The sequence below is a fragment of the Nonomuraea bangladeshensis genome, assembly GCF_039529455.1.
Taxonomy (GTDB): Bacteria; Actinomycetota; Actinomycetes; order Streptosporangiales; family Streptosporangiaceae; genus Nonomuraea; species Nonomuraea bangladeshensis.
This window is the reverse complement of the sequence record NZ_BAAAMV010000011.1, coordinates 418,681-442,393: the sequence shown is the minus strand read 5'-3', so window position 1 is coordinate 442,393 and position 23,713 is coordinate 418,681. Positions and strand designations below refer to the sequence as shown.

The 23,713-nt window shown below is 72.1% G+C and carries 22 protein-coding genes and 1 pseudogene; 15 read left to right on the top strand and 8 right to left on the bottom strand.

Annotated features, from left to right (window positions below):
- The first annotated feature begins 40 nt into the window (after positions 1-40).
- The 7 genes from ABD292_RS37115 to whiA all read left to right on the top strand — a co-directional run bounded on the left by ABD292_RS37115 (position 41) and on the right by whiA (position 7,233).
- Positions 41-526, top strand: coding sequence for a Rieske (2Fe-2S) protein (locus ABD292_RS37115; protein ID WP_344215828.1), 486 nt, complete (start codon positions 41-43; stop codon positions 524-526).
- A gap of 102 nt (positions 527-628) precedes the next feature.
- Positions 629-1,087, top strand: coding sequence for a Rieske (2Fe-2S) protein (locus tag ABD292_RS37110; RefSeq protein WP_344215826.1), 459 nt, complete (start codon positions 629-631; stop codon positions 1,085-1,087).
- Between the two features lie 97 nt (positions 1,088-1,184).
- Entirely contained in the window at positions 1,185-1,631 is a 447-nt protein-coding gene (locus ABD292_RS37105; protein ID WP_344215824.1) for a Rieske (2Fe-2S) protein, read from the top strand.
- A gap of 218 nt (positions 1,632-1,849) precedes the next feature.
- A complete protein-coding gene (gene uvrC, locus ABD292_RS37100; RefSeq protein ID WP_344215822.1) occupies positions 1,850-3,847 on the top strand; it encodes an excinuclease ABC subunit UvrC in 1,998 nt (665 codons plus the stop codon).
- Between the two features lie 472 nt (positions 3,848-4,319).
- Complete coding sequence (rapZ, locus tag ABD292_RS37095) at positions 4,320-5,186, top strand: RNase adapter RapZ (RefSeq protein ID WP_329575046.1); 867 nt, start codon at positions 4,320-4,322, stop codon at positions 5,184-5,186.
- Between the two features lie 74 nt (positions 5,187-5,260).
- Positions 5,261-6,178, top strand: a complete 918-nt coding sequence (locus ABD292_RS37090) for a gluconeogenesis factor YvcK family protein (RefSeq protein WP_329592422.1) — start codon at positions 5,261-5,263, stop codon at positions 6,176-6,178.
- A gap of 74 nt (positions 6,179-6,252) precedes the next feature.
- Positions 6,253-7,233: a DNA-binding protein WhiA gene (gene whiA, locus ABD292_RS37085; RefSeq protein ID WP_026214667.1), complete on the top strand. Its 981-nt coding sequence runs from the start codon at positions 6,253-6,255 to the stop codon at positions 7,231-7,233.
- Positions 7,234-7,602: 369 nt separating this feature from the next.
- Here whiA and ABD292_RS37080 read toward each other — a convergent pair whose 3' ends face one another.
- Positions 7,603-8,199, bottom strand: a complete 597-nt coding sequence (locus ABD292_RS37080) for a hypothetical protein (protein WP_344215820.1) — start codon at positions 8,197-8,199, stop codon at positions 7,603-7,605.
- 215 nt (positions 8,200-8,414) lie between these two features.
- Here ABD292_RS37080 and gap point away from each other — a divergent pair, with 215 nt between their 5' ends.
- The 5 genes from gap (at position 8,415) to ABD292_RS37055 (ending at position 12,227) form a co-directional block, all read left to right on the top strand.
- Positions 8,415-9,419: a type I glyceraldehyde-3-phosphate dehydrogenase gene (gene gap, locus ABD292_RS37075; protein ID WP_344215818.1), complete on the top strand. Its 1,005-nt coding sequence runs from the start codon at positions 8,415-8,417 to the stop codon at positions 9,417-9,419.
- Positions 9,420-9,507: 88 nt separating this feature from the next.
- Positions 9,508-10,695, top strand: a complete 1,188-nt coding sequence (locus ABD292_RS37070) for a phosphoglycerate kinase (protein WP_344215816.1) — start codon at positions 9,508-9,510, stop codon at positions 10,693-10,695.
- Entirely contained in the window at positions 10,696-11,478 is a 783-nt protein-coding gene (gene tpiA, locus ABD292_RS37065) for a triose-phosphate isomerase (protein WP_344215814.1), read from the top strand.
- A gap of 99 nt (positions 11,479-11,577) precedes the next feature.
- Positions 11,578-11,808: a preprotein translocase subunit SecG gene (secG, locus tag ABD292_RS37060; RefSeq protein WP_020544771.1), complete on the top strand. Its 231-nt coding sequence runs from the start codon at positions 11,578-11,580 to the stop codon at positions 11,806-11,808.
- 74 nt (positions 11,809-11,882) lie between these two features.
- On the top strand, positions 11,883-12,227 hold the full coding sequence (locus tag ABD292_RS37055) for an RNA polymerase-binding protein RbpA (protein WP_084685755.1): 345 nt from the start codon (positions 11,883-11,885) through the stop codon (positions 12,225-12,227).
- Between the two features lie 60 nt (positions 12,228-12,287).
- On the opposite strand, the gene ABD292_RS37050 is transcribed toward ABD292_RS37055, so the two are convergent.
- Positions 12,288-13,889 carry an amidohydrolase gene (locus ABD292_RS37050; protein WP_344215811.1) on the bottom strand — a complete coding sequence of 534 codons (1,602 nt, stop codon included), beginning with the start codon at positions 13,887-13,889 and terminating at the stop codon, positions 12,288-12,290.
- Positions 13,890-13,915: 26 nt separating this feature from the next.
- Positions 13,916-15,292 (bottom strand): NAD(P)/FAD-dependent oxidoreductase, encoded by a 1,377-nt coding sequence (locus tag ABD292_RS37045; protein WP_344215809.1) that lies wholly within the window; start codon positions 15,290-15,292, stop codon positions 13,916-13,918.
- Between the two features lie 415 nt (positions 15,293-15,707).
- Here ABD292_RS37045 and ABD292_RS37040 point away from each other — a divergent pair, with 415 nt between their 5' ends.
- Positions 15,708-16,730 carry a GNAT family N-acetyltransferase gene (locus ABD292_RS37040; RefSeq protein ID WP_344215807.1) on the top strand — a complete coding sequence of 341 codons (1,023 nt, stop codon included), beginning with the start codon at positions 15,708-15,710 and terminating at the stop codon, positions 16,728-16,730.
- A gap of 103 nt (positions 16,731-16,833) precedes the next feature.
- Here ABD292_RS37040 and ABD292_RS37035 read toward each other — a convergent pair.
- Positions 16,834-17,364: pseudogene (locus ABD292_RS37035) on the bottom strand (Clp protease N-terminal domain-containing protein); the annotation flags it as partial.
- A gap of 75 nt (positions 17,365-17,439) precedes the next feature.
- On the opposite strand from ABD292_RS37035, the gene ABD292_RS37030 reads away from it, so the two are divergent.
- Positions 17,440-18,321 carry a hypothetical protein gene (locus ABD292_RS37030; protein WP_344215805.1) on the top strand — a complete coding sequence of 294 codons (882 nt, stop codon included), beginning with the start codon at positions 17,440-17,442 and terminating at the stop codon, positions 18,319-18,321.
- Between the two features lie 114 nt (positions 18,322-18,435).
- Here the strand turns inward: ABD292_RS37030 and ABD292_RS37025 are convergent, their stop codons facing one another.
- Positions 18,436-19,179: a class I SAM-dependent methyltransferase gene (locus ABD292_RS37025; RefSeq protein ID WP_344215803.1), complete on the bottom strand. Its 744-nt coding sequence runs from the start codon at positions 19,177-19,179 to the stop codon at positions 18,436-18,438.
- A gap of 96 nt (positions 19,180-19,275) precedes the next feature.
- On the opposite strand from ABD292_RS37025, the gene add reads away from it, so the two are divergent.
- On the top strand, positions 19,276-20,388 hold the full coding sequence (add, locus tag ABD292_RS37020; protein ID WP_344215801.1) for an adenosine deaminase: 1,113 nt from the start codon (positions 19,276-19,278) through the stop codon (positions 20,386-20,388).
- Positions 20,389-20,395: 7 nt separating this feature from the next.
- Here the strand turns inward: add and pgl are convergent, their stop codons facing one another.
- From pgl to zwf, 3 genes are read right to left on the bottom strand one after another with little or no spacing between them, the layout of a single operon-like run.
- Positions 20,396-21,169: a 6-phosphogluconolactonase gene (gene pgl, locus ABD292_RS37015; RefSeq protein ID WP_344215799.1), complete on the bottom strand. Its 774-nt coding sequence runs from the start codon at positions 21,167-21,169 to the stop codon at positions 20,396-20,398.
- Positions 21,170-21,201: 32 nt separating this feature from the next.
- Positions 21,202-22,116, bottom strand: a complete 915-nt coding sequence (locus ABD292_RS37010) for a glucose-6-phosphate dehydrogenase assembly protein OpcA (protein ID WP_344215797.1) — start codon at positions 22,114-22,116, stop codon at positions 21,202-21,204.
- Complete coding sequence (gene zwf / locus ABD292_RS37005) at positions 22,117-23,697, bottom strand: glucose-6-phosphate dehydrogenase (RefSeq protein ID WP_371247565.1); 1,581 nt, start codon at positions 23,695-23,697, stop codon at positions 22,117-22,119.
- Positions 23,698-23,713 lie beyond the last annotated feature (16 nt).

The window sequence follows — 23,713 nt, the reverse complement described above, 5'->3', positions numbered from 1 at the left end:
GGTCGAGGCGATCATGACAGCTACGGAGCGGGGCGGAGCCATGCCTGGAGACGGGCGGCCGGAGGGCGCGACGGCGCGGGGCGACGTCACCGTACGGGAGTCTGGACGGGAGTCCGGACGGGAGTCCGGGGGCGTGCCCGGGCGGCGTGAGGTGCTCGGGGTGGCCGGGGTGGCGGCGTGCGGCGTGGCGCTCGCCGCCTGCGGCACGGGCGGCGCCCAGGCGCGGCCCAGCCTGAAGGGGCAGGTCATCGCCAAGACGGCCGACGTGCCCGTGGGCGGCGGCAAGCTCATCGGCGATCTGAAGCTCGTCGTGACGCAGCCGCAGCAGGGGGTCTACAAGGCGTTCAGCGCGGCCTGCACGCACAAGGGCTGCACCGTCAGCACGCCGAAGGACAACATCATCAGGTGCGCCTGCCACGGCAGTGAGTTCGCCGCCGACAGCGGCGCCCCCAACAAGGGGCCGGCCACCGCGCCGCTGACCGCCATCGCCGTCAAGGTGGAGGGCGACGGCATCGTGATGGCCTGAGCAGGTATTTCTACGTGGTCCCCCGGATTGGGTTCGGGCACGCTGAACCGGCGCGCGGGCGCTGCCCGTACCTGAAGGAGAAGCAACCTGGGAGGACGCACCATGACGGATACGACGCGCCGGACGATGATGCTGGGCGCGGGAGGCGCCGGGCTCGCGGCGTTCCTGACGGCGTGCGCGAGCTACGGCACGCCGACGACCGACGCCAGCGCGGCGCCCGAGGAGGAGCCGGCCGACGAGGCGTCGTCCGCGGCGCCGAAGAAGAAGCCGGCCAAGAAGGCGCTGGCCGACGCCTCCGACATCGAGGTGGGCGGCGGCAAGGTCTTCGAGGCGCAGAAGATCGTGGTCACGCAGCCGGTGGAGGGCGACTTCAAGGCGTTCTCGGCGGTCTGCACGCACGCGGGCTGCACGGTCGCCACCGTACAGAACAAGACGATCAACTGCCCCTGCCACGGCAGCAAGTTCAGCATCGAGGACGGCTCCGTGACCGACGGGCCCGCGCCCGAGCCGCTCAAGGAGAAGAAGATCACGGTGGACGGCGGCAAGATCCGCCTGGCTTAGCGGACCGGTGGGCGTCTCTCATGCAGGTCTCATGAATTTCTCACCTGGCTGCGGTTGGGTGATCCGCATGGGAGATGACCTTCGAAGCCGACGGGCAGTGATAGCGGGCGTCGGCGCGGGTGGCCTCACGCTGGCCCTCGCGGCCTGTGGCGGCACCGACACGGCGACCGGCACCGATGCAGCGACCAGCGGCGACGCAACCGGCTCCGCCGCACCTACCGCGGCCGCCACTGAGTCCAGCGCGCCGCAGGCCGGCGGCGCCGCACTGGCCAAGACGGCCGACATCCCCGTGGGGGGCGGCACGATCCTCAAGGACCAGAAGATCGTGGTCGTGCAGCCCACCGAGGGGCAGTTCAAGGCGTTCAGCGCGGTCTGCACGCACAAGGGGTGCGTGGTGGGCAGCGTCGACGGTGGCAACATCGTCTGCCCGTGCCACAACAGCACGTTCAACATCGCCGACGGGGCTGTGACGGGCGGGCCCGCCCAGGGGCCGCTGCCGGAGCAGGCGATCAAGGTCGAGGGTGACCAGATCACCCTGGCCTGATCGACGGTGGCCTGATCGACGGTGGCCTGATCGACGGTGACCTGATTGACGGTGATGAGGGCGCGAGGACGCGGGTCCGCCACGGCGCGAGGCGGGCCCGCGTCCTCGTGTCCGGTGCCGTCCGCATCCCGTGCCGGTGCCGGTGCCGATGGTGGGCGGATGAGTCTGTCGGTGGGGGCTACTAGGCTTCAAATGTGGCGAGATCTGCGCGCAGTCCTGTGAGTTTCCGGCCGAAGCCGGGTTCGATCCCCGAGTCCCCGGGGGTCTACCGGTTCAGGGACGCCCACGGCCGGGTGATCTACGTCGGCAAGGCCAAGAGCCTGCGCCAGCGGCTCAACTCGTACTTCGCCGACTTCTCCGCGCTGCACCCGCGCACGCAGTCGATGCTGACCACCGCCGCCGACGTGGACTGGACCGTCGTCGGCACCGAGGTCGAGGCGCTGCAGCTCGAATACTCCTGGATCAAGGAGTACGACCCGCGCTTCAACGTGAAATACCGCGACGACAAGTCCTACCCCTACCTCGCGGTCACGATGGGAGAGGACTTCCCGCGCGTGCAGGTCATGCGCGGCGCCAAGCGCAAGGGCACCCGCTACTTCGGCCCCTACTCGCACGCCTGGGCCATCCGCGAGACCGTCGACCTGCTGCTGCGCGTCTTCCCCGTACGCACGTGCAGCGCCGGGGTGTTCAAACGCGCCGGGCAGATCGGCCGTCCCTGCCTGCTCGGCTACATCGACAAGTGCTCCGCGCCGTGCGTCGGCCGGGTCACCCCCGACGAGCACCGCGAGCTGGCGGAGGACTTCTGCGACTTTATGGCGGGCAACACCAGCCGCTTCATCAAGCGGCTGGAGAAGGAGATGCGCGCCGCCGCCGCCGAGCAGGAGTACGAGCGCGCCGCCCGGCTCAGGGACGACGTCCAGGCGCTGCAGCGCGCGCTGGAGAAGCAGGCGGTCGTGCTCGGCGAGGGCACCGACGCCGACGTCATCGCCCTGGCCGAGGACCCGCTCGAAGCCGCCGTCATGGTCTTCTACGTGCGCGGCGGGCGCATCCGCGGACAGCGCGGTTGGGTGGTCGACAAGGTCGAGGAGACCACGCCGGGCGAGCTGGTCGAGCAGTTCCTGCTGCAGATGTACGCCGAGGCCGGGGCCGAGTCGATGCCGCGTGAGGTGCTCGTACCCGCTCTGCCGCCCGACAGCGAGGCGGTCGCCGAGCTGCTGAGCGAGCAGCGCCGGGCCCGGGTGGAAGTCCGCGTGCCGCAGCGTGGCGACAAGCGCACGCTCATGGAGACCGTCGCGCGCAACGCCAAGGAGTCGCTCGCCCAGCACAAGATCCGGCGCGCCAGCGACCTCACCACCCGCAGCAAGGCGCTGCAGGAGATCGCCGACGCGCTCGACCTCGACCAGGCGCCGCTGCGCATCGAGTGCTACGACGTCTCCCACCTGCAGGGCGAGAACGTCGTCGCGTCCATGGTGGTCTTCGAGGACGGTCTCGCGCGCAAGAGCGAATACCGGCGCTTCTCGGTCAAGACCAAGGAGGGCGACGTCGCCTCGATCCACGAGGTGATCCTCCGCCGGTTCCGCCGTTACCTGCAGGAGCGGTCCGACACCGGCGAGCTGGTCCCCGACGAGTACGACGAGGACGGCGGGCGCGGCGAGGAGGGCGCGCACGGCCCGATCGACCCCGAGACGGGCCGGCCGCGCAAGTTCGCCTATCCGCCCAATCTGGTCGTGGTCGACGGCGCCGGCCCTCAGGCGGCCGCCGCCCAGCGCGCGCTCGACGAGCTCGGCATCGACGACGTGGCGGTGTGCGGGCTGGCCAAGCGGCTGGAGGAGGTCTGGGTGCCGGGGGACGACCAGCCGGTGATCATGCCCCGGTCCAGCGAAGGGCTCTACCTGTTGCAGCGGGTGCGTGACGAGGCGCACCGCTTCGCCATCACCTACCACCGGTCGAAGCGGTCGCGCAGCGTCAAGGAGAGCGCGCTCGACGGCGTCCCGGGGCTCGGGCCGGCGCGGCGGCAGGCGCTGCTCAAGCACTTCGGGTCGGTGAAGAAGCTGCGCGAGGCGAGCGCGGCCGAGATCTGCGAGGTGCCGGGGATCGGACGGGCCACCGCCGAGGTCATCGTCGCCACCCTGGCAGGCGGGTCGCCTCGGCCCGCGTCCGCGGCGGAAGCCAGCATGACGGGGAACGCTGCGACAGCGCCAAGGACACGGCTGTGATGGCGGCGGGTTCTGAAGGCGGGGCTGAGGCGGTGCGTTCTGGGGACGTGGCTGCGGTGATGCGTCCCCGCCATGGGGCTGAGGCGGTGGGTTCCCGAGGCGGGGCTGAGGCGGGTTCTGAGGACGGGGCTGAGGTCGTGCGTTCCCGAGACAGGGCTGAGGCGGTCAGTTCCGGGGACGGGGCTGGGGTGGCGGGCTCTGTGGGCGGGGATGGAGCCGGGGAGGTCGCCCCTCGGGAAGAGGGAGGGCGGTGACAGGGCGACGGCGTGCAGGGGTTGCGTCGCGCTCTGCGATCGCCGCCGTCCGCTATGGTGGATGGCGTGCCGCGATGACCGGGCCGGGCGTGCCGGACGGCCGCCGTGCGGAATGCGCCGGGTCGCTGGGCCGGCAGGCGATGTCGGCCGGGAAGGGCTTTGACATGGACAGCCGTGAGGGCAGTGCCGGTGACCGGGCTGACGGGCGGAAAGAGCAGATGAGCGCCGACCCGGCGTTCGTCATCGTGACCGGCATGTCCGGGGCGGGCCGCAGCACGGCGGCCAAGGCCCTGGAGGATCTGGGCTGGTTCGTCATCGACAACCTGCCGCCGGGCCTGCTGTTCGCCATGGCCGAGGAGGCGGGCAAGGTCAAGCTGGCCGCCGACAAGGTGGCTGCCGTGGTCGACGTGCGCAGCCTGGCCTTCACCACCGACCTCAACGCGGCCATCGAAGAGCTGGAGGCCCGCGGGGTCCGGGTGCGGGTGGTGTTCCTGGAGGCCAGCGACGAGGAGCTGGTGCGCCGGTTCGAGAACGTCCGCAGGCCCCACCCCTTGCAGGGCGAGGGACGGCTGGTCGACGGCATCACCCGCGAGCGGGGCATCCTGCGCGAGGTGCGGGCCAACGCCGACCTGGTGATCGACACCTCCTCGCACAACGTCCACGACCTGCGCAACAAGATCGTCGCGTACTTCGGCGGGGAGGACCGGCCGGGGCTGCGGCTCAACGTGGTGTCCTTCGGCTTCAAGTACGGCCTGCCGGTCGACGCCGACCTCGTCGTGGACTGCCGGTTCCTGCCCAACCCGCACTGGGTGCCGGAGCTGCGGCCCATGAACGGCCTCGACGCCTCCGTCAGCGAGTACGTGCTCGGGCAGCCGGGCGCCAAGGAGTTCCTCGACGCGTACGAGGAGGTCCTGAAGGTGGTCGCGGCCGGCTACGCGCGCGAGGGCAAGAGCTACGCGACGCTCGCGGTTGGCTGCACGGGCGGCAAGCACCGCAGCGTGGCCATGGCCGAGCAGGTCGCCGCCCGGCTGCGTGACCGCGGCATGGAGGTCCAGGTGAGCCATCGGGATGTGGGGCGGGAGTGACCGATGACGGCGTCGCGGCATCGGCGGACACGCGCGCTGACGACGACCCGCCCGCCGTCGGCAGAGGGCCGCGGGTGGTGGCGCTCGGGGGCGGGCACGGGCTGTTCGCGTCCCTGTCGGCATTACGGATGGTCACCGACGAGCTGACCGCGGTCGTGACCGTCGCCGACGACGGCGGCTCCAGCGGCCGGTTGCGTCGTGAGCTGGGCGTGCTCCCGCCCGGCGACCTGCGTATGGCGCTGGCGGCGCTGTGCGGCGACGACGAGTGGGGCAGCACCTGGAGCGAGGTGGTGCAGCACCGCTTCCGCAGCGAGGGCGACCTGCACGGGCACGCCGTCGGCAACCTGCTGATCGTGGCCCTGTGGGAGCTGCTGGGCGATCCGGTGGCCGGGCTCGACTGGGTCGGGCGGCTGCTGGGCGCGCACGGCCGCGTGCTGCCGATGGCGTCCGTGCCGCTCGACATCGTCGCCGAGGTGGAGCTCGACGGTGTCATCTCGACCGTACGCGGTCAGGTGGCGTGCGCCCTCACCCCCGGCCGCGTCCAGGCCATCTCCCTGGTGCCCGAGGACCCGCCCGCGCGGCCCGAGGCCGTCGCGGCGGTGTCCGAGGCCGACTGGGTGGTGTTCGGGCCCGGATCGTGGTTCACCAGCGTGCTGCCGCACCTCAAGGTGCCCGAGCTGGCGCGCGCCCTGCACGCCACCCGGGCCCGCCGGCTCGTCACGCTCAACCTGGCCCCGCAGGCCGGCGAGACCGACGACTTCTCCCCCCAGCAGCACCTGGAGGTGCTCAGGCAGCACGCGCCGGACCTGTCGATCGACGTCGTCCTCGCCGACACCGGCGTGGTCGACGACCCCGACGCCCTGGAGAAGGCCGCCGCCGCGCTCGGCGCCCGGCTCGTCATGGCGGACGTGGCGGCCGGCGACGGCTCGCCCCGGCACGACCCACGACGTCTTGCCTCCGTCCTGGACGAGATTTTCCTCCGGAAGCGTTGATCCTGGTCGGCGTGGCGCGAAGGTGCGAGAGACTGGCGTGAGCCGGTCTGAATGGGGGAGAGGACTAAACGCTTATGGCGATGACAGGTGTGGTGAAAGACGAACTGAGCCGCCTGCCGGTGCTGAAGCCCTGCTGCCGCAAGGCCGAGGTTTCCACGCTGCTGCGGTTCGCCAGCGGCCTGCACCTGGTGGGCGGGCGGATCGTGATCGAGGCGGAGCTCGACACCAACGCCACCGCGCGGCGCCTGATCAAGGACATCGGTGAGGTGTTCGGCCACAAGGCGGAGGTGCTCGTGCTGGCCCCCGCCGGCCTGCGCAAGGGCTCCCGCTACGTGGTGCGCGTCTACCGCGACGGCGAGGCGCTCGCCCGCCAGACGGGGCTGATCGACAACCACGGGCGTCCCGTGCGCGGCCTGCCGCGCCAGGTGGTGGCCGGCGCGGCGTGCGACGCCGAGGCGGCCTGGCGTGGCGCGTTCCTGGCGCACGGCTCGCTCACCGAGCCGGGGCGGTCGATGTCGCTGGAGGTCACCTGCCCGGGGCCCGAGGCGGCCCTCGCGCTCGTGGGCTCGGCGCGGCGGCTGAAGATCCACGCGAAGGCGCGCGAGGTGCGCGGCGTGGACCGCGTCGTCGTACGCGACGGCGACGCCATCAGCGCGCTGCTCACCCGGCTGGGGGCGCACGACAGCGTGCTGGCCTGGGAAGAGCGGCGGATGCGGCGCGAGGTGCGGGCCACCGCCAACCGGCTGGCCAACTTCGACGACGCCAACCTGCGGCGTTCGGCCAGGGCCGCGGTCGCCGCCGGGGCGCGGGTGCAGCGGGCGCTGGAGATCCTCGGTGACGAGGCGCCCGAGCACCTCGTGGTGGCCGGGCGGCTGCGGGTGGAGCACAAGCAGGCGTCCCTGGAGGAGCTGGGGCAGATCGCCGACCCGCCGCTGACCAAGGACGCGATCGCCGGGCGGATCAGGCGGCTGCTGGCGATGGCGGACAAGCGGGCGTCCGATCTCGGCATCCCCAACACCGAGGCCAACCTCACCGTTGACATGCTTGCTCCCTGACAGATCCACCCTTCACGGCAGGGCCAGGTGGGCCGCACGCGCCGACGTGGGTGGCCGTCCGTCATGGCCGGTCGTGAAGGCTCACGGGCTGCTCGCCGTGACGAGCGCACGCTTGGCCGGGTTCCGTGGTTCATGGCGACCGGTGCGCGACCGATTCCGACCGGATGCCGTCCGTGACCTGCATGGGGTGGCTCTGACCGAGTGCTGTCCGCGACCTGCGCGGTGGCTCCCACCCGGGTGCCGCCAGAGACCACCGGAAGTGAGCCGTCTCTCGCTACGGGGAGCGAGGCGCCCCTGGCACCCGGAAGCACGTTGCTCCTCCTCACCGGGAGCGGTACCGGAGGGACGGGGTGGTGGCTGGTGGGCGGGTCAGTCGCGGGCGGGTTTGCGGGGGGCGAACAGGTCCGTGGTGGGCTGGTGGGTCGGGGGCTGGGCGGGTTCGAAGGGGGCGCGGTACTCCGACTCCTCCTGGCTCTCCGCCTCGGACTCCGTCCGGCGCTGGGCGCGGCGGACGCCCAGCACGCGCAGGGTGACCAGCAGGAGGGCGGCCAGCGCGGCGACGGCGAGGTAGAGCCAGGCGGCCCAGGTCTCCGCGATCGGGTCACGGTAGAGGTTGGGCGCGTACGGGAGGCCGGCGGTGAAGTTGTCCCATGTGATGTCCGAGACCGTGACGTGTTCAGCGGGCGGGGTGCGGAGGGCGGCGCCGGTCATGATCGAGGAGCCGAGCACCTGCCCGGCGGCCATGGCGGCCCCGGCGTACAGCGCGGACACGGGGATCAGCGTCAGGGCGCGCGGGCGCGCCGCGCCGGCCCCCAGCGCGACCAGGAGCGCGACCAGCAGGGACGAGACCAGCGAAAGGGGGTGCCCGTTGCCGAACGACGTGACGCCGGCGGGCAGGCGGTTCTGGAACAGCACGGCCGCCCCCAGCGCGGCGGCGGCGACGAGCGCCGCCACCAGGCCCAGCACTAGTCCGGGAAGTAGACCCGACCGGTTATGTGACATCTCAGCCCCCAGAGAATGCACGAATTTACTCTAATGAGTCGGGCACTTTACTCGAAGGTCGCAAAAAGTGTGTGTAGCACCCGCATGCGCAGGGCGGGGGTCGCAGTGGTCTAAACCAATTTAGGTCCGATAGGCTTCGTGGCTGAGGTTTCAGCCCGCCATCTGTTCGAGGAGATCGCGTGAGCATCCGCGTAGGCGTCAACGGCTTCGGCCGCATCGGCCGCAACTTCTGGCGCGCTGTCGCCGCCAGCGGCAAGGACATCGAGATCGTCGCGGTCAACGACCTGACCGACAATGCGACGCTCGCCCACCTTCTGAAGTACGACAGCATCCTGGGCCGCCTGCCCTACGAGGTGAAGGCCACCAGCGACGAGATCACCGTCGACGGCAAGGCGATCAAGGTCTTCGAGGAGCGCGACCCGGCCAAGCTGCCCTGGGGCGACCTCGGCGTGGACGTCGTCCTCGAGTCCACCGGCCTGTTCACCGACGCCAACAAGGCCAGGGCGCACGCCGACAACGGCGCGAAGAAGGTCATCATCTCCGCTCCGGCGAAGAACGAGGACGTCACCATCGTCATGGGCGTCAACGACTCCTCCTACGACCCGGCCAAGCACACGATCGTCTCCAACGCGTCCTGCACCACCAACTGCCTGGCGCCGATGGCCAAGGTCATCCACGACACCTTCACCATCGAGAAGGGTCTGATGACCACCATCCACGCCTACACGCAGGACCAGAACCTGCAGGACGGCCCGCACAAGGACCTGCGTCGCGCCCGCGCCGCCGCCCTCAACGTGGTGCCCACCTCCACCGGCGCCGCCAAGGCCATCGGCCTGGTGCTGCCGGAGCTCAAGGGCAAGCTCGACGGCTTCGCGATGCGCGTGCCGATCCCCACCGGCTCGGCCACCGACCTCACCGTCGAGGTCGGCCGCGACGTCACGGTCGACGAGGTCAACGCCGCGGTCAAGGCCGCCGCCGACGGCCCGCTCAAGGGCATCCTCACCTACACCGAGGACCAGATCGTCTCCTCCGACATCGTCACCGACCCGGCCTCCTGCATCTTCGACGCCGGCCTCACCAAGGTCATCGGCAACCAGGTCAAGGTCGTCGGCTGGTACGACAACGAGTGGGGCTACTCCAACCGCCTCGTCGACCTGATCGAGCTGGTCGGCCGCGGTCTCTGACCCGGCTGACCCCGCCGGCCCCGGCCGGCCACGACCATGTGCCGGGGCGCGCGCCGCGCGCGCCCCGCGGGAACAGGAGCATGAGAGCATGCGCACGCTCGACGATCTCGACGTGAAGGGGCGGCGCGTGCTGGTGCGCGCCGACCTCAACGTCCCCCTCGACGGGGAGACGATCACCGACGACGGCCGCATCCGCGCGTCGGTGCCGACGATCAAGGCGCTGGCCGGCCGCGGCGCCAGGGTCGTCGTCTGCGCCCACCTGGGCAGGCCCAAGGGCCAGGTCAACCCGAAGTACTCGCTGCGTCCCGTCGCCGCCCGCCTGGGCGAGCTGCTGGGCCAGGACGTCGCCTTCGCCACCGACGTGGTGGGCGACAGCGCCCGCGCGACGGTCGAGGCGCTCCAGGACGGCCAGGTGGCGCTGCTGGAGAACCTGCGCTTCGAGCCGGGCGAGGACTCCAAGGACGACGCCGCGCGCGGCGCGTTCGCCGAGAAGCTGGCCGGCCTCGCCGAGCTCTACGTGGGCGACGGCTTCGGCGCGGTGCACCGCAAGCACGCCAGCGTCTACGACGTGCCGCGGATCCTGCCGCACGCGGCGGGCGGGCTGATCACGGCCGAGGTCGAGGTGCTGCGCAAGCTCACCGAGCAGCCCGCGCGCCCGTACGTCGTGGTGCTGGGCGGGGCCAAGGTCTCCGACAAGCTCGGCGTCATCGCCAACCTGCTCACCAAGGTCGACCGGCTGCTCATCGGCGGCGGCATGGCCTACACCTTCCTCAAGGCCCAGGGCCACGAGGTCGGGAAGTCGCTGCTCCAGGAGGACCAGCTCGACCAGGTGCGCGGCTTCCTCGCCGAGGCCGCCGAGCGCGGCGTGGAGCTCGTGCTGCCGGTCGACGTGCTGGCCGCCACCGAGTTCGCCGCCGACGCCGAGCACGAGGCGGTCGAGGCGACCGCGATCCCGGCCGACCGCGAGGGGCTCGACATCGGGCCGAAGACCCGCGAGCTGTTCGCCGCCAAGCTGGCCGACGCCAAGACCGTCTTCTGGAACGGCCCGATGGGCGTGTTCGAGTTCGACGCGTTCTCCGGCGGCACCAGGGCCGTGGCCGAGGCGCTCATCGCCTCCGGCGCCTTCACCGTGGTGGGCGGCGGCGACTCCGCGGCCGCCGTGCGCAGGCTCGGCCTCCCCGAGGACGGCTTCTCGCACATCTCCACAGGTGGCGGCGCCAGTCTCGAATATCTTGAGGGGAAGACCCTTCCCGGACTCGCCGCTCTGGAGGAGTAGGTGTCGCAGCGCAAGCCGCTCATGGCGGGCAACTGGAAGATGAACCTCAACCACCTTGAGGCCATCGCGCTGGTCCAGAAGCTGGCCTTCGCTCTCAACGACAAGGACTTCGACCGCACCGAGGTCGCCGTCCTGCCGCCGTTCACCGACCTGCGCAGCGTCCAGACCCTGGTCGACGGCGACAAGCTCAGGATCGTCTACGGCGCCCAGGACCTCTCCGCGCACGACGGCGGCGCCTACACCGGCGAGGTGTCCGGCCCCATGCTGGCGAAGCTGGGCTGCACCTACGTCGTCATCGGCCACTCCGAGCGGCGCCAGTACCACGGCGAGGACGACGACGTCGTCAACGCCAAGGTGCAGGCGGCCTACCGGCACTCGCTCACGCCCATCCTGTGCGTGGGGGAGGGCCTGGCGGTGCGCCAAAAGGGCGGTCACATCGCGCACAGTCTCGGCCAACTCGACGGCGCTCTGCGCAAGATCTCGGCCGAGCAGGCAAAATCGATAGTGGTGGCCTACGAACCGGTGTGGGCGATCGGCACCGGCGAGGTGGCCACCCCCGACGACGCCCAGGAGGTGTGCGGAGCATTGCGAATCAGACTCGCTGAGCTCTACGACGCCGAAGTGGCCTCGGCGGTCCGTATCCTTTACGGAGGATCGGTCAAGTCAGGAAATGTCGCAGGAATCATGGCGCAACCGGATGTCGATGGCGCGCTCGTGGGCGGTGCCAGCATCGACGCCGGGGAGTTCGCCAAGATCTGCCGATTCTCCGACATGCCTGGCTGACTGAGCCGTTCGGGGGGTGCGACTTGACAGTACGTCGTACCCTCAGAAGGCAAGTTTGAATCGTCACGCGTAACAGAGCATTGAAGGAACAGGCATACCGTGGAACTCGGAATCTCCATCGCCCTCATCCTGGCGAGCCTTCTCATGATCCTGCTCGTCCTGCTTCACAAGGGCAAGGGTGGTGGCCTGTCTGACATGTTCGGCGGCGGTTTCTCGTCGAACTTCGGCGGTTCCTCCGTGGTGGAGCGCAACCTCGACCGGCTGACCGTGATCACGGGCACCATCTGGTTCGTCTGCATCATCGCTCTCGGGCTGCTTGTGAAGCCCTGAGCAACAAGTTCAACGCGTGACAGTGATTCTCCCCCCGTGTTCGCGCGCGGGGCGATCGAGCGAGGAGTTCATCCGTGGGTAGTGGCAACGCGATCCGTGGCAGCCGAGTCGGCGCCGGCCCTATGGGGGAGGCCGAGCGCGGCGAGGCAGCTCCGAGAGTGCGGGTCTCGTTCTGGTGCGCCAACATGCACGAGACGCGCCCCAGTTTCGCCAGTGACGCGGCCGTCCCCGAGCTGTGGGACTGCCCCCGTTGCGGCCTCCCTGCCGGACAGGACGAGTCGAACCCCCCTGCCCCGCCGAGGAACGAGCCGTACAAGACGCACCTCGCTTACGTGAAGGAGCGCAGGAGCGACAAGGACGGCAAGGCGATCCTGGAGGAAGCACTGGAGCGCCTGCGCGCCAACAAGTCCCCCTGGTAAGACCGGCGTCACGACGAACCCCCGCCCGTGAGGGCGGGGGTTCGCGCGTGTCCGGGGCCCCTACTGGTGGACCGGCTCGCCGTCGACGAACGTCATCCGCACGCGGGTGGTCCAGATCTCCTCGGGCGGCAGCGCGAACGGGTCGCGGTCCAGCACCACCAGGTCCGCCGGGCGGCCGGGCTCGACCAGGCCGGCGGGGGAGCGGTTGATCCAGGCCGAGCCCGAGGTGTAGGCGGCCATCGCCGTGGCCAGGTCGAGCCGCTGGCCCGGCAGGAACGGCGTGCGCGCCGTCGGATAGCCCGCGTGCACCGAGCCGCCGGGCTCGGTGCGGTTGACCGCCACGTGCATGCCCTGGATCGGGTCGGCGTCCGACACCGGCCAGTCGCTGCCCGCGCACAGGCGGGTGCCGTGCTCCAGCAGGTCCTTGAAGGGGTACTGCCACGACGAGCGCGGCTCGCCCAGGTACGGCAGCGTCAGCTCGTCCATCTGGGCGTGATGGGTGGCCCACAGCGGCTGGAGGTTGGCCGTGACGCCGAGCGCCGCGAAGCGCGGCACGTCCGACGGCTCGATGATCTGCAGGTGCGCGATGTGGTGGCGGTTGGCCGGGTCGGTGCCCTCGAAACTGTCCAGCGCCTCGCGGACCGCGCGCTCGCCGATCGCGTGGAAGTGCACCTGGAAACCGAGCCGGTCCAGCTCGGCGACGTACTCGCGGAGCTTGGCGGGGTCCACGTACGACAGGCCGGTGCCGCCGCACAGGCAGTACGGCTCCAGCGTCGCGGCCGTGAAGTTCTCCGTGATGCCGTCCTGCATGATCTTGACCGAGCCGGCCCGGAACCGGTCCAGGCCCTCCGCCTCGGCCCGGCGCGCCACCAGCTCGTCGATCTGCTCCGCGCCGCGGGTCCTGTCCCACCACAGGGCACCCGCCACGCGGGCCCTGAGCCGTCCCTGGCGGGCCGCGGACAGGTAGGTGGGCAACTGGTCGTCGGAGCCCGCGTACGAGCCCACGATGGCGTCCTGCCAGCCCGTGACGCCCAGCGAGAACAGGTGCCGCTGCGCGTCGTCCAGCGCCGCGTCCAGGTCGCGCGGGGTTGGCCGCGGGGTGAGCAGGCCGACGAGGTCCATCGCGCCCTCGTGCAGGACGCCCGACGGGGTCCCGTCGGGGTCGCGCTCGATGCGGCCGTCGGCCGGGTCGGGGGTGTCCCTGGTGATGCCGGCGCGCTCCAGGGCCCGGCCGTTGACCCAGGCGGCGTGGTGGTCGCGCTGGATCAGGTAGACCGGCCGGTCCAGGTGGTCGAGCTGGGAACGGTGGGGGAGGCCGCCGGGGAAGGCGGACATGTCCCAGCCGCCGCCGTCGATCCACTCCTTGTCCGGGTGGCGGCGGGCGTAGGCGTCGATCGCGGCGAGGTAGGCGTCCAGGCCGTAGACCTCCGACAGGTCGCACTTCGCGCGCTCCAGGCCCGCCTGGACCGGGTGGATGTGGGCGTCGGTGAAGCCCGGCGTCAGCAGGCCGCCGGCCAGGTCGACCGTCTCGTGCGACGGCGCGCGGCGGGCCAGCTCCCCCTCCGCGCCCACGGCGGCGATCCGGCCGCCGGACACCAGCACGGCCGTCTCCCGTACGCCGTCCGGCGTGAAGACGCGGCCGCCGCGGAAGAGGATGTCCATCTAGTCTCCTTCGTGATCTTTACGGTTCAGTGCCCTGTGATGAGGTCGGCGAAGCGGGCCAGGACCGAGGTGCGGGGCATCGTGCGCTCGCGCTCGTCGGCCACCCGGTACAGCCGGTACATCGCGTGCACGCCGATCCAGCGCAGCGGCTCGGGCTCCCACGCGCGGACCCTGCGGCCCACCCACGGCAGGGACGTGAGCTCGGTCTCCTCGCCGAGCACGAGGTCGCGCAGCGTCCGGCCGGCCAGGTTCGTGGTGGTGACGCCGTGGCCGGTGTAGCCGCCCGCCCAGCCGAGGCCGGTGGAGGGGTCCACGTGGACGGTCGAGCACCAGTCGCGCGGCACGCCGAGCACGCCCGACCAGGCGTGGGCGACCGAGGAGGAGCGGGCGGCGGGGAAGAACTCGGTCAGCAGGCTCCACAGCGCCTCGACCGTCCACTCGTGGGTGTGGCCGCGGGCGTCGATGCGGGAGCCGTACAGGTAGGGGCGGCCCCGGCCGCCGAAGGCGATGCGGTCGTCGGCGGTGCGCTGGGCGTACATGTAGTAGTGCGCCATGTCGCCGAGCAGCTCCGCGCCGCGCCAGCCGACCTCGTCCCAGAACGACTGCGGCAGGGGCTCGGTGACGATCATGGAGCTGTTCATCGGCAGCCACTGGCGGCGCAGGCCGCGCAGGCGGGAGGTGAAGCCCTCCGTGGCGCGGATGACGTGGCCGGCGGTCACGGTGCCGTACGGGGTGACCGCGCGGTGCGGGACGATCTCGGTGACCGGCGTGCGCTCGTAGATGGGCACGCCGAGGTCCCTGACCACCCTGGCGAGGCCCTGGGCGAGCTTGGCGGGCTGGATGCGGGCGCAGTGCGGGCTCCACGAGCCCTCGACGGCGCCGGCGACCCGCAGGTGGTCGTCGGGGTTCACCAGGCGCAGGTCGTCCTCGCCGATGCCCCAGGGGCGGGCCGACTCGACGCTCTCGCGCAGCCGGGAGGCCTGGGCGGGCGTGCGGGCCACGTTCAGCACGCCGCCCTTGACCAGGTCGCAGTCGATGCCCTCCTTCTCGCAGACGGCGATGACCTCGTCGATGGAGGTGTACATCTCGCGCTGCAGGCGGCGGGCGCCCTCGCCGTAGCGTTCGTGGGAGCCGGCCAGGTCGCCGGTCAGCCAGCCGCCGTTGCGGCCGGAGGCACCGAAGCCGGCGAACTCCTGCTCCAGCACGACCACGCGGAGGGACGGGCGGGCGCGTTTGAGATAGTACGCGGTCCACAGGCCCGTGTAGCCGGCGCCGACGATCGCCACGTCGGCATCGAGATCGCCGTCGAGACGGGGGCCGGGGGCGGGGACGCCCATGGACCGGTACCAGAAGGACACGTCGCCGTTCACGAACTCGGACGACAAGGGAACACGCACGCTCATGCCCCCTTATCCTGCTATATCCGGACACTGTGCCGCATCTCGCAACGAAATTCGTGATGGATCCTCAACGAGCCTGAGGTGCCCGAGAAGGCACTCCAGGTAGCCGGGGTCTGGTGGGGTGGCTGGGTCAGGCGGGGCCGGGTCGGCTGAGGCTGGGTCGGGCGGGGCCGGGTCGGGCGGGGCCGGGTCGGACGGGGCCGAGTCGGGTGAGGCGGGGTCGCCGCCTCCGACGCGGGCCGCCCCACCGAGAGGGTCCCACCGAAGGGTCCCACCGAGAGGGTCCCACCGCGAGGTGGTCGGCGCGAGGGGTTTGGCGGAAGCCCCGCGCTGGGGGCCTTATCGGGATAAATGGGTTCATTTCGCGATGAAACACGTCGTTAGCGGACGTGTAACACCGTCAAGGCATGCTCAACGCATGGGATTCTTGCGCATCCGCACCACGGTGGACGAGCGGCCCGGGCGGCTGGCCTCCCTCGCCTCGGCCCTGGCCGAGAGGGGCGGCAACATTCTCGGACTCAGCGTCCAGTCGGACACCGGCGGCACCGTTGACGAGTTCGTCGCCGACATCCCCGCCGGCCCCGAGGCCGTGCGCGAGGCTCTTGAGGCAGCCGGCGGCCGTGAGGTGCAGGTGGTCCCGGCCACGGCCCACGAGCTGACCGACGAGCCCACCCGCGTGCTCCTGCTGGCCTCCCGGCTGCGTACGATGCCGTGGCGGCTCCCCGAGCTGCTCGCGGAGCTGCTGCGCGCCGACGACGCCCGGTGGATCTATGGTGATGCCGTGAGTGATCTTCCAGACCCGACCAGGCTCGTCGTGCCCGTCGCCGCCAAGCGCGCGGTCCGGCTGCGCCGCGCCGAGCTCCCGTTCACGCTGACCGAGGCCGCCAGGGCCGCCGCCCTCGCCCGGCTCGCCCAGCCCGCCGCCGACCAGATGGGCGCCGAGCGCGGGGTCAAGCTGTCCGACGGCGTCGAGGTCACGGTGCGCCCGCTCACCTCCATCTACCGCGAGGCCGTACGCGACCTGCACGACAGGTGCTCGCCGGAGTCGCGCAGGTTCCGCTACTTCACCGCCATGCCCACGCTGCCGCCGCAGATGTTCGACCGGCTGTGCGACAAGAACCGGGGACACTCGCTGGTCGCGGGGCACGACGGGCAGGTCGTGGCGATGGCCAACCTGATGTTCACTCCGGACCCCGGCATCGCCGAGATGGCCTTCCTCGTCGAGGACCGCTGGCAGGGGCGCGGTCTGGGCGTGGCCATGGCGCGGATGCTGGTGCGCGCGGCCCGCGACCTGGGGTACGCCGAGGTCAGGGCGACCATGCTGTCCGACAACACGCGGATGCGCCGGCTGCTGGTCTCGCTGGGCGCCACGCTCGGCTACACCGAGGACCCCGGCGTGGTGGAGGCGCGGCTGCCGGTCGGCGCGATGGCGGCGGTCTGACAGCGGGTCTGACAGCGGGTCAGCCGACGCCCTCCTCGCCCTCGACCCCGCTCTCGCCCGCGCGCTCGTCCGGGGTGCCGGCGCGCGGGTGGATGCCGAGGTGGCGTTCGATGCGCTCCAGGCTCTCCTGGATCTGGGCGAGCCGTTCGTTCAGCGAGCCGGTGCCGGCGAAGAACATCTCCGAAGCGCGCTCCCTGGAGCCCCGCCCGACGCGGTCGAGCAGGCGCTGGCGCAGCCCGGCCAGGTCCGCGCCGGCGTCCACGAGCGCCTGGGCGGCCAGGCCCTCGCCCTCCCTGATCAGCCCGAGCAGGATGTGCTCGGTCCCGATGTAGTTGTGGCGCAGCTGCAGCGCCTCGCGCAGCGACAGCTCCAGCACCTTCTTGGCGCCTGGGGTGAACGGGATGTGCCCGCTCGGCGGCCTGCCGTCGTGCTCCGTCTCGCGCTCGACGAACGCGCGTACGCGGTCCTGCTCCACCCCGCTGCTCTCCAGGACCAGCGCGGCCAGTCCCTCGCCCTCGGCGATGAGGCCCAGCAGGATGTGTTCCGTGCCGATGTAGCCGTGGTTCATCGTCCGCGCCTCCTCCTGAGCGAGGACGACGACCCTGCGCGCTCGGTCGGTGAAGCGTTCGAACACCGGGGGCCTCCGTTCGGCTGGGGGGCTGCCTCCACTATGCGCTAGAAAACCCGCCGTGTGGGGTATTTGTCCTGTGTGGATCTTGACGAGGTGGCGGACCGCCTGTACGCGCTCCCGCCGCCGGAGTTCACCGCCGCGCGTACGGCCGAAGCCCGCGCGGCCAAGGACGCGGGCGAGGCCCGGCTCGCCCGCGAGATAGCGAAGCTGCGCAAGCCCACGGTGTCGGCGGCGGCCGTCAACCGGGTCGCCCGCGAGCACCCCGGCGAGGTGGCCGAGCTCCTGGAGGTGGGGGAGCGGCTGCGCGCCGCCTGGCAGGAGCAGGACCCCGACGCGCTCGCCGAGCTGACCCGGCGCCGCGGCGAGGTCACCGGCCGCCTCGGCCGGCTGGTGAGGCAGGAAAGCGAGCTGTCGGCCTCCGGCGCCGCCGAGGTGGAGCAGACCCTGGACGCCGCCGTCGTGGACGCGGACGCCGCCGAGCAGGTACGCCGAGGCCGGCTCGCCAGGCCCCTCGCCTACAGCGGCTTCGCCCCCGCGCCCACGCCCCGTGAACGGCCGGCCAAGAAGACGCGGCCGGAGCCCGGTCCGGGTGCGCCGGCGGGCGGGAAGAAGAAGCCCGCGCCCGAGCCGGGTCGGCGGGCGGGCGGGAAGAGGAGAGCCGCGCCCGAGGACGAGGCCGCCGCGGCTCGCGCCCGTGAGGAGGAAGAGGCCGCCGCGGCCCGTGCCCGCGAGGAGGAAGAGGCCAGGAAGGCCAGGGAGCGGGCCGAGGCGGAGGCCGCGCACCGGGAGTGGCAGGAGGCCCTGGAGAGCGCTCAGCGGGACTTCGACGACCGCGCGGCCAAGGTCGAACGGCTGGAGCGCAAGCTCGCCAAGGCCCGCCGCAGGCTGGACGACAGCGAGCACCGGCTGGAGGTCGCGCGACGGGAGGAGCGCCATGCCCGTCGCCGGCTGGATCAGTGAGCCCGCGGCTCAAGGTCGGCGGGCGCGGACCGGGAAGCCGTCGCGCGCGTGCGTGGCGGCTGCGTCGATGAGCTCGCGGCTCAGGGACGGCGGGCGTGGGCGATGTGGGGCGGCTCAGGGACGGCGGGCGTGGGCGATGTGGGCGCGGACCGGGAAGCCGTCACGCGCGTACGGCGCCGCCAGCCGCTCGTAGTGCGCCCGGACCCGGCCGGCCACCTCCGGCGGCTGCCGCCCGATCGCCCCGAACCTGGCCCCGCCCGCCCCCACGACGTCCGTCCACCAGGCGTCGAGGTCCACCCGGTGCCGCCAGCGCACGCTCTCCACCTCCGCGCCCGCGAACCCCGTCTCCGCCAGCAGCGCCGCGAACCGCTCTGGGCCGGCGTCGGCGGCGAAGGGCCGGGGCGGCGCCTCGGACGAAAGGCCCGCCGCCTCCATGGCGTCGGCGAGGACGGCGGTGGCGGTCATCTCCCCGGCCGCCCACCAGCTCAGGGCGAGCGTCCCGCCGGGACGCAGCACGCGGCGCAGCTCGCGCAGCGCCGCGCCGGTGTCGGGCACGTGGTTGATGACGAAATTTCCCGCGACGGCGTCGAACTCCCCGTCGCCGAACGGCAGCTCGGGCAGCGTGGCCCGCCGGACGGCCGCGCCGGGGAAGCGCCGCGCGGTCAGCTCCACCATGGCCGGGTCGGCGTCGACGGCGGACACCACGGCCCCCAGGGCGAGCGCCGCCTCCGTGACCACCCCGCTGCCGCAGCCCACGTCGAGCAGCCGGCGCGCGCTCCGGGAGCGGGTGAGAAGGGGCGCGACGGCGTGCCGGCTCAGCCGGGCGAACCCGCGGTCGTAGGCGTCGGCGTTCACCACGCCCCCACCCTAACCCAGCAGAAAACTCACATATCTACGTCAGATTCGCCTGATTTCCCTACCGGGACGCGAATCGCCGCGCTTAAGGTCATCGCCATGACCACGACAGAGACCACTCCCGGCCCCGCGCTCGACGCGTTCATCGCCGCGCTCCCCAAGGTCGAGCTGCACGTCCACCTGGTCGGCTCCGCCTCGGTCCCCACCGTCCTGGAGCTGGCCCGCCGCCACACCGGCGCCACCGAGGTCCCGCGCGAGGAGGAGGAGCTGCGCCGCTTCTACACCTTCCGCGACTTCCCGCACTTCGCCCGCGTCTACGGGGCGGTCAACCAGCTCGTCCGCGAGCCGGAGGACATCGCCACGCTCGTGCTCGGGCTGGCCCGCGACCTCGCCCCCCAAGGCGGCCGGTACGCGGAGCTGCAGGTCACCCCGTACGCCCACAACGTCGTCGGTCTCCCGATGCGCGCGGTCACCGAGGCGCTGGACCTCGCCGCCCGCCGCGCCGCCGCCGAGCACGGCGTGGAGATCGCCTACATCTTCGACATCCCCGGCGAGTACGGCGAGGAGGCCGCCAGGGTCACCCTCGACCACGCCCTCCAGGAACCTCCCGCCGCCTTGGTAGGTTTCGGCATCGGCGGCATCGAGCAGGAACGTCCCAAGTACCGCGACGCCTACCGGAACGCGTTCACCGCCGCCCGCGCCGCCGGACTGCACAGCGTCCCGCACGGCGGCGAGATGAGCGGGCCCGAGACGATCTGGGAGGTCATCGAGGGCTACGGCGCCGAGCGGATCGGCCACGGCATCAACTGCCTCGCCGACCCCCGCCTGGTGGCGCATCTGCGCGAGACCCGGCTGCCGCTGGACGTCTGCCCCACCTCCAACCTCCGCACCGGGCAGATCGCCCGCATCGAGGACCATCCGCTGCCCCGGATGCTGGAGGAAGGGCTGTACGTGACGCTGAACAGCGACGACCCGCCGATGTTCGCGACCACGCTGGCCGAGGAGTATCAGGTCGCCGCCCGGGTGTTCGGCCTCGGCCGCGCCGAGCTGGCGGAGCTGGCGGCGAACGGGGTGCGGGCGTCGTACCTGGCGGAGGAGCGCAAGCGGGCGCTCCTCGCCGAGATCGACGCGCTGACCGGCCCCACGGAGGGCCCAATGGATGGCCCAATGGATGGCCCAATGGATGGCCCAATGGATGGCAGGGCCGGCTGAGCGCGCGTCAGGGGGAGGCCAGGCGGCCCAGCCCCGGCGGGATCTTCCCGGCCGCCGCCCGGTCGAGCAGGAACAGCGTCCGCTGCCGCCCGCGCGCCCCGGCCGCCGGGACCTGGACGGGCCCGGACTCCGACAGGGCCAGGTGGACCGCCCCGGCCTTCTCCTCGCCGGCCGCGACCACCCACACCTCGCGGGCCGCCTGGATGGCCGGCAGCGTCAGCGAGATCCGGGTGGGCGGGGGCTTGGGCGAGCCGTGCACGGCCACCACGGGGCGGGTGTCGTACAGGGCGGGCAGGCCGGGGAACAGCGACGCCACGTGCGCGTCGGGCCCCATGCCGAGCAGCATCACGTCGAACCCGGGCACCGGCCCGTGGTCCTCCGGCCGGGCGGCGGCGCGCAGCTCGGCGGCGTAGGACTCGGCGGACTCCTCCGCCGTCATGCCCGAGTCGGGGCCGCGCATCACGTGCACCCGCGCGGGGTCCACGTCCACGTGGTCGAGCAGGGCCTCGCGGGCGCCGGTCTCGTTGCGCTCCTTGTCGCCCGACGGCAGGAAGCGCTCGTCGCCCCACCAGATGTCCAGCCGCCGCCAGTCGACCGCGTCGCGGGCCGGCGTGGCGGCGATCGCGGCCAGCGTGGCGATGCCCACCGTCCCGCCGGTGAGCACCAGCGAGGCCGAGCCCTTGGCCGACTGCGCGTCGACCAGGCGGGTGATGATCCGCGCCGCCACCGCTTTGGCCAGGACGTCGGCGTTGCGGTGGACGACGATGGCGGGGGCGCTCACAGACGCCTGTCTCGTGGTCACGGTCTCTCGTGTCATCCCTTGTACGTCCGCGCGAACCGCTTGACCGCGGCCTCGTAGATCTCGTCGCTGTCCAGCCTGCGCAGCTCCTCGGACATCAGCTCCGAGGTGGTGCGCCGGGCCAGGGCGACGTTCCTGTCGGGCTGGCCGGGACGGGAGAGCGTGGCCAGGCGGGCGTCGGCGCGCACCACGGCCAGCTCGCCGTCGCCGGTCTGCAGCCGCACCGCGGTCAGCCCCGGCCCTTCGGAGTCGGTCACCTTGATCGTCGCGCCCAGCCGCTCCGACAGCCACGCGGCCAGCAGCGGCGCGCTCGGGTGTCCGGCCGCGGCCTCCACCACGCCCTTGCGCACCTTGGCCACCGGCTGGTCGAACGCCGCCGCCAGCAGGCTCCGCCACGGCGTGAGCCGCGCCCACGACAGGTCGGTGTCGCCGGGGGCGTACCCCCTGGCCCGGGTCACCAGCGACTGCACGCCGCCGCCGTCGAAGCCCTTGGCGTCGGTGATGCGGCGCTGCGCCAGCGCGCCGATCGGGTCCTTGGAGGGCGACTCGGGCGCCCTGCCCGGCCACCACACCACCACCGGCGTGTCCGGCAGCAGCAGCGGGCTGACCACCGAGTCGGCGTGGTGGGTCAGCTCGCCGTACAGGCGCAGCACGACCACCTCGCCCGGGGTGTTCTCGCCGATGCGCAGCTCGGCGTCGAGCCTGATCGGCTCGTCCGGCTCGCGGGTGATGAGCACGATGATGCGCGAGGGGTGCTCGCGGGCCGCCTCGGTGGCGGCGCGCAGCGCGTCGTACTGGTGCCGCTCCTCGCAGACCACCACCAGCGTCAGCACCATGCCGATGGCGGGGGCGCCCATCTGGTGGCGCAGATGCGTGAACTGCGCGGAGATCTTGCCCGCCGTCGTGTCCGACAGCATGAACGTCGTCATCTAGAGTCTCCTCCACACCCGGCCGTCACGGGCCATCATCGCGTCGGCCGACTGCGGGCCCCACGAGCCCGACTCGTAGGGCTCGGGCTGGCCCTGCGTGGCCCAGAACTCCTCGATCGGGTCGAGGATCGTCCAGGACAGCTCCACCTCCCGCTGGTGCGGGAACAGCGGCGGGTCGCCGATCATCACGTCGAGCAGCAGCCGTTCGTACGCCTCCGGCGACGACTCCAGGAACGACTCGCCGTAGGCGAAGTCCATGGACACGTCGCGCACCTCCATGGCCGTCCCCGGCACCTTGGAGCCGAAGCGGACCGTGATGCCCTCGTCCGGCTGGACCCGTACGACGAGGGCGTTCTGGCCGAGGATCTCGGTGTCGGTCTTGCTGAACGGCAGGTGCGGCGCGCGCTGGAACACCACGGCGACCTCGGTCACCCGGCGGCCCAGCCGCTTGCCGGTGCGCAGGTAGAACGGCACCCCCGCCCAGCGCCTGTTGGCGATCTCCAGCTTGATCGCGGCGTAGGTCTCGGTGGTCGACTCGGCGGAGATGCCCTCCTCCTGCAGGTAGCCGACGACCTTCTGGCCGCCCTGCCAGCCCGCGGAGTACTGGCCGCGCGCGGTGTAGGCCTTGAGGTCGGCGGGCAGCCGCACCGCCCGCAGCACCTTCTCCTTCTCCCTGCGCAGGGCGGAGGCGTCGAACGAGGTCGGGTCCTCCATCGCCACCAGCGCGAGGAGCTGGAGCAGGTGGTTCTGGATCACGTCGCGGGCCGCGCCGATGCCGTCGTAGTAGCCGGCGCGCCCGCCGATGCCGATGTCCTCGGCCATCGTGATCTGCACGTGGTCGACGAAGCCGCGGTTCCAGATCGGCTCGTAGAGGTTGTTGGCGAACCTCAGCGCCATGATGTTCTGGACGGTCTCCTTGCCCAGGTAGTGGTCGATCCTGAAGATCGAGCTCTCCGGGAAGGCCGAGGTGGTGATCTCGTTCAGCTCGTGCGCCGACTGCAGGTCGTGCCCGAACGGCTTCTCGATGACCACCCGCCGCCACGACCCCTCGGGCGCGTCGGAGAGACCGGTCCGCTTGAGCTGCTCGACCACGACGGGGAAGAACTTGGGCGGAACCGACAGGTAGAAGGCGTAGTTGCCGCCGGTGCCGCGGGTCTGGTCGATCTCGTTCAGCGCCATCGCGAGGGCGTCGAAGGCGCCGTCGTCGGAGAACTCACCCGGGACGAAGTGGATGCCTTCGAGCAGCTGCTTCCAGACCTCCTCCCGGAACGGCGTCCGGGCGTGCGCCTTGACGGCGTCGTGCGTCAGCTGGGCGAAATCCTGGTCCTTCCAATCGCGCCGGGCGAAGCCGACCAGCGAGAAACCGGGCGGCAGCAGCCCCCGGTTGCCCAGGTCGTAGATCGCCGGCAACAGCTTGCGCTTGGCCAGGTCGCCCGTCACGCCGAACAACACCATCACGCAGGGCCCCGCCACCCGCGGCAGCCGCTTGTCGCGGGGGTCGCGCAGCGGGTTGGCGGCGGCGGCCTCGATCGTGGTGGCGGTGCCCGCGACGGCCGCCGCCACGGTCACGGACTCCTCCATGGGTGCTGCAGGCTCT

Bases quoted from the DNA above. Each gene is read 5' to 3' on its own strand.
- ABD292_RS37115 (WP_344215828.1), top strand. From the start codon at position 41: ATGCCTGGAGACGGGCGGCCGGAGGGCGCGACGGCGCGGGGCGACGTC.
- ABD292_RS37110 (WP_344215826.1), top strand. From the start codon at position 629: ATGACGGATACGACGCGCCGGACGATGATGCTGGGCGCGGGAGGCGCC.
- rapZ (WP_329575046.1), top strand. From the start codon at position 4,320: ATGAGCGCCGACCCGGCGTTCGTCATCGTGACCGGCATGTCCGGGGCG.
- whiA (WP_026214667.1), top strand. From the start codon at position 6,253: ATGGCGATGACAGGTGTGGTGAAAGACGAACTGAGCCGCCTGCCGGTG.
- ABD292_RS37070 (WP_344215816.1), top strand. From the start codon at position 9,508: ATGCGCACGCTCGACGATCTCGACGTGAAGGGGCGGCGCGTGCTGGTG.
- ABD292_RS37050 (WP_344215811.1), bottom strand. From the start codon at position 13,889: ATGGACATCCTCTTCCGCGGCGGCCGCGTCTTCACGCCGGACGGCGTA.
- ABD292_RS37045 (WP_344215809.1), bottom strand. From the start codon at position 15,292: ATGAGCGTGCGTGTTCCCTTGTCGTCCGAGTTCGTGAACGGCGACGTG.
- ABD292_RS37040 (WP_344215807.1), top strand. From the start codon at position 15,708: ATGGGATTCTTGCGCATCCGCACCACGGTGGACGAGCGGCCCGGGCGG.
- add (WP_344215801.1), top strand. From the start codon at position 19,276: ATGACCACGACAGAGACCACTCCCGGCCCCGCGCTCGACGCGTTCATC.
- ABD292_RS37010 (WP_344215797.1), bottom strand. From the start codon at position 22,116: ATGACGACGTTCATGCTGTCGGACACGACGGCGGGCAAGATCTCCGCG.
- zwf (WP_371247565.1), bottom strand. From the start codon at position 23,697: ATGGAGGAGTCCGTGACCGTGGCGGCGGCCGTCGCGGGCACCGCCACC.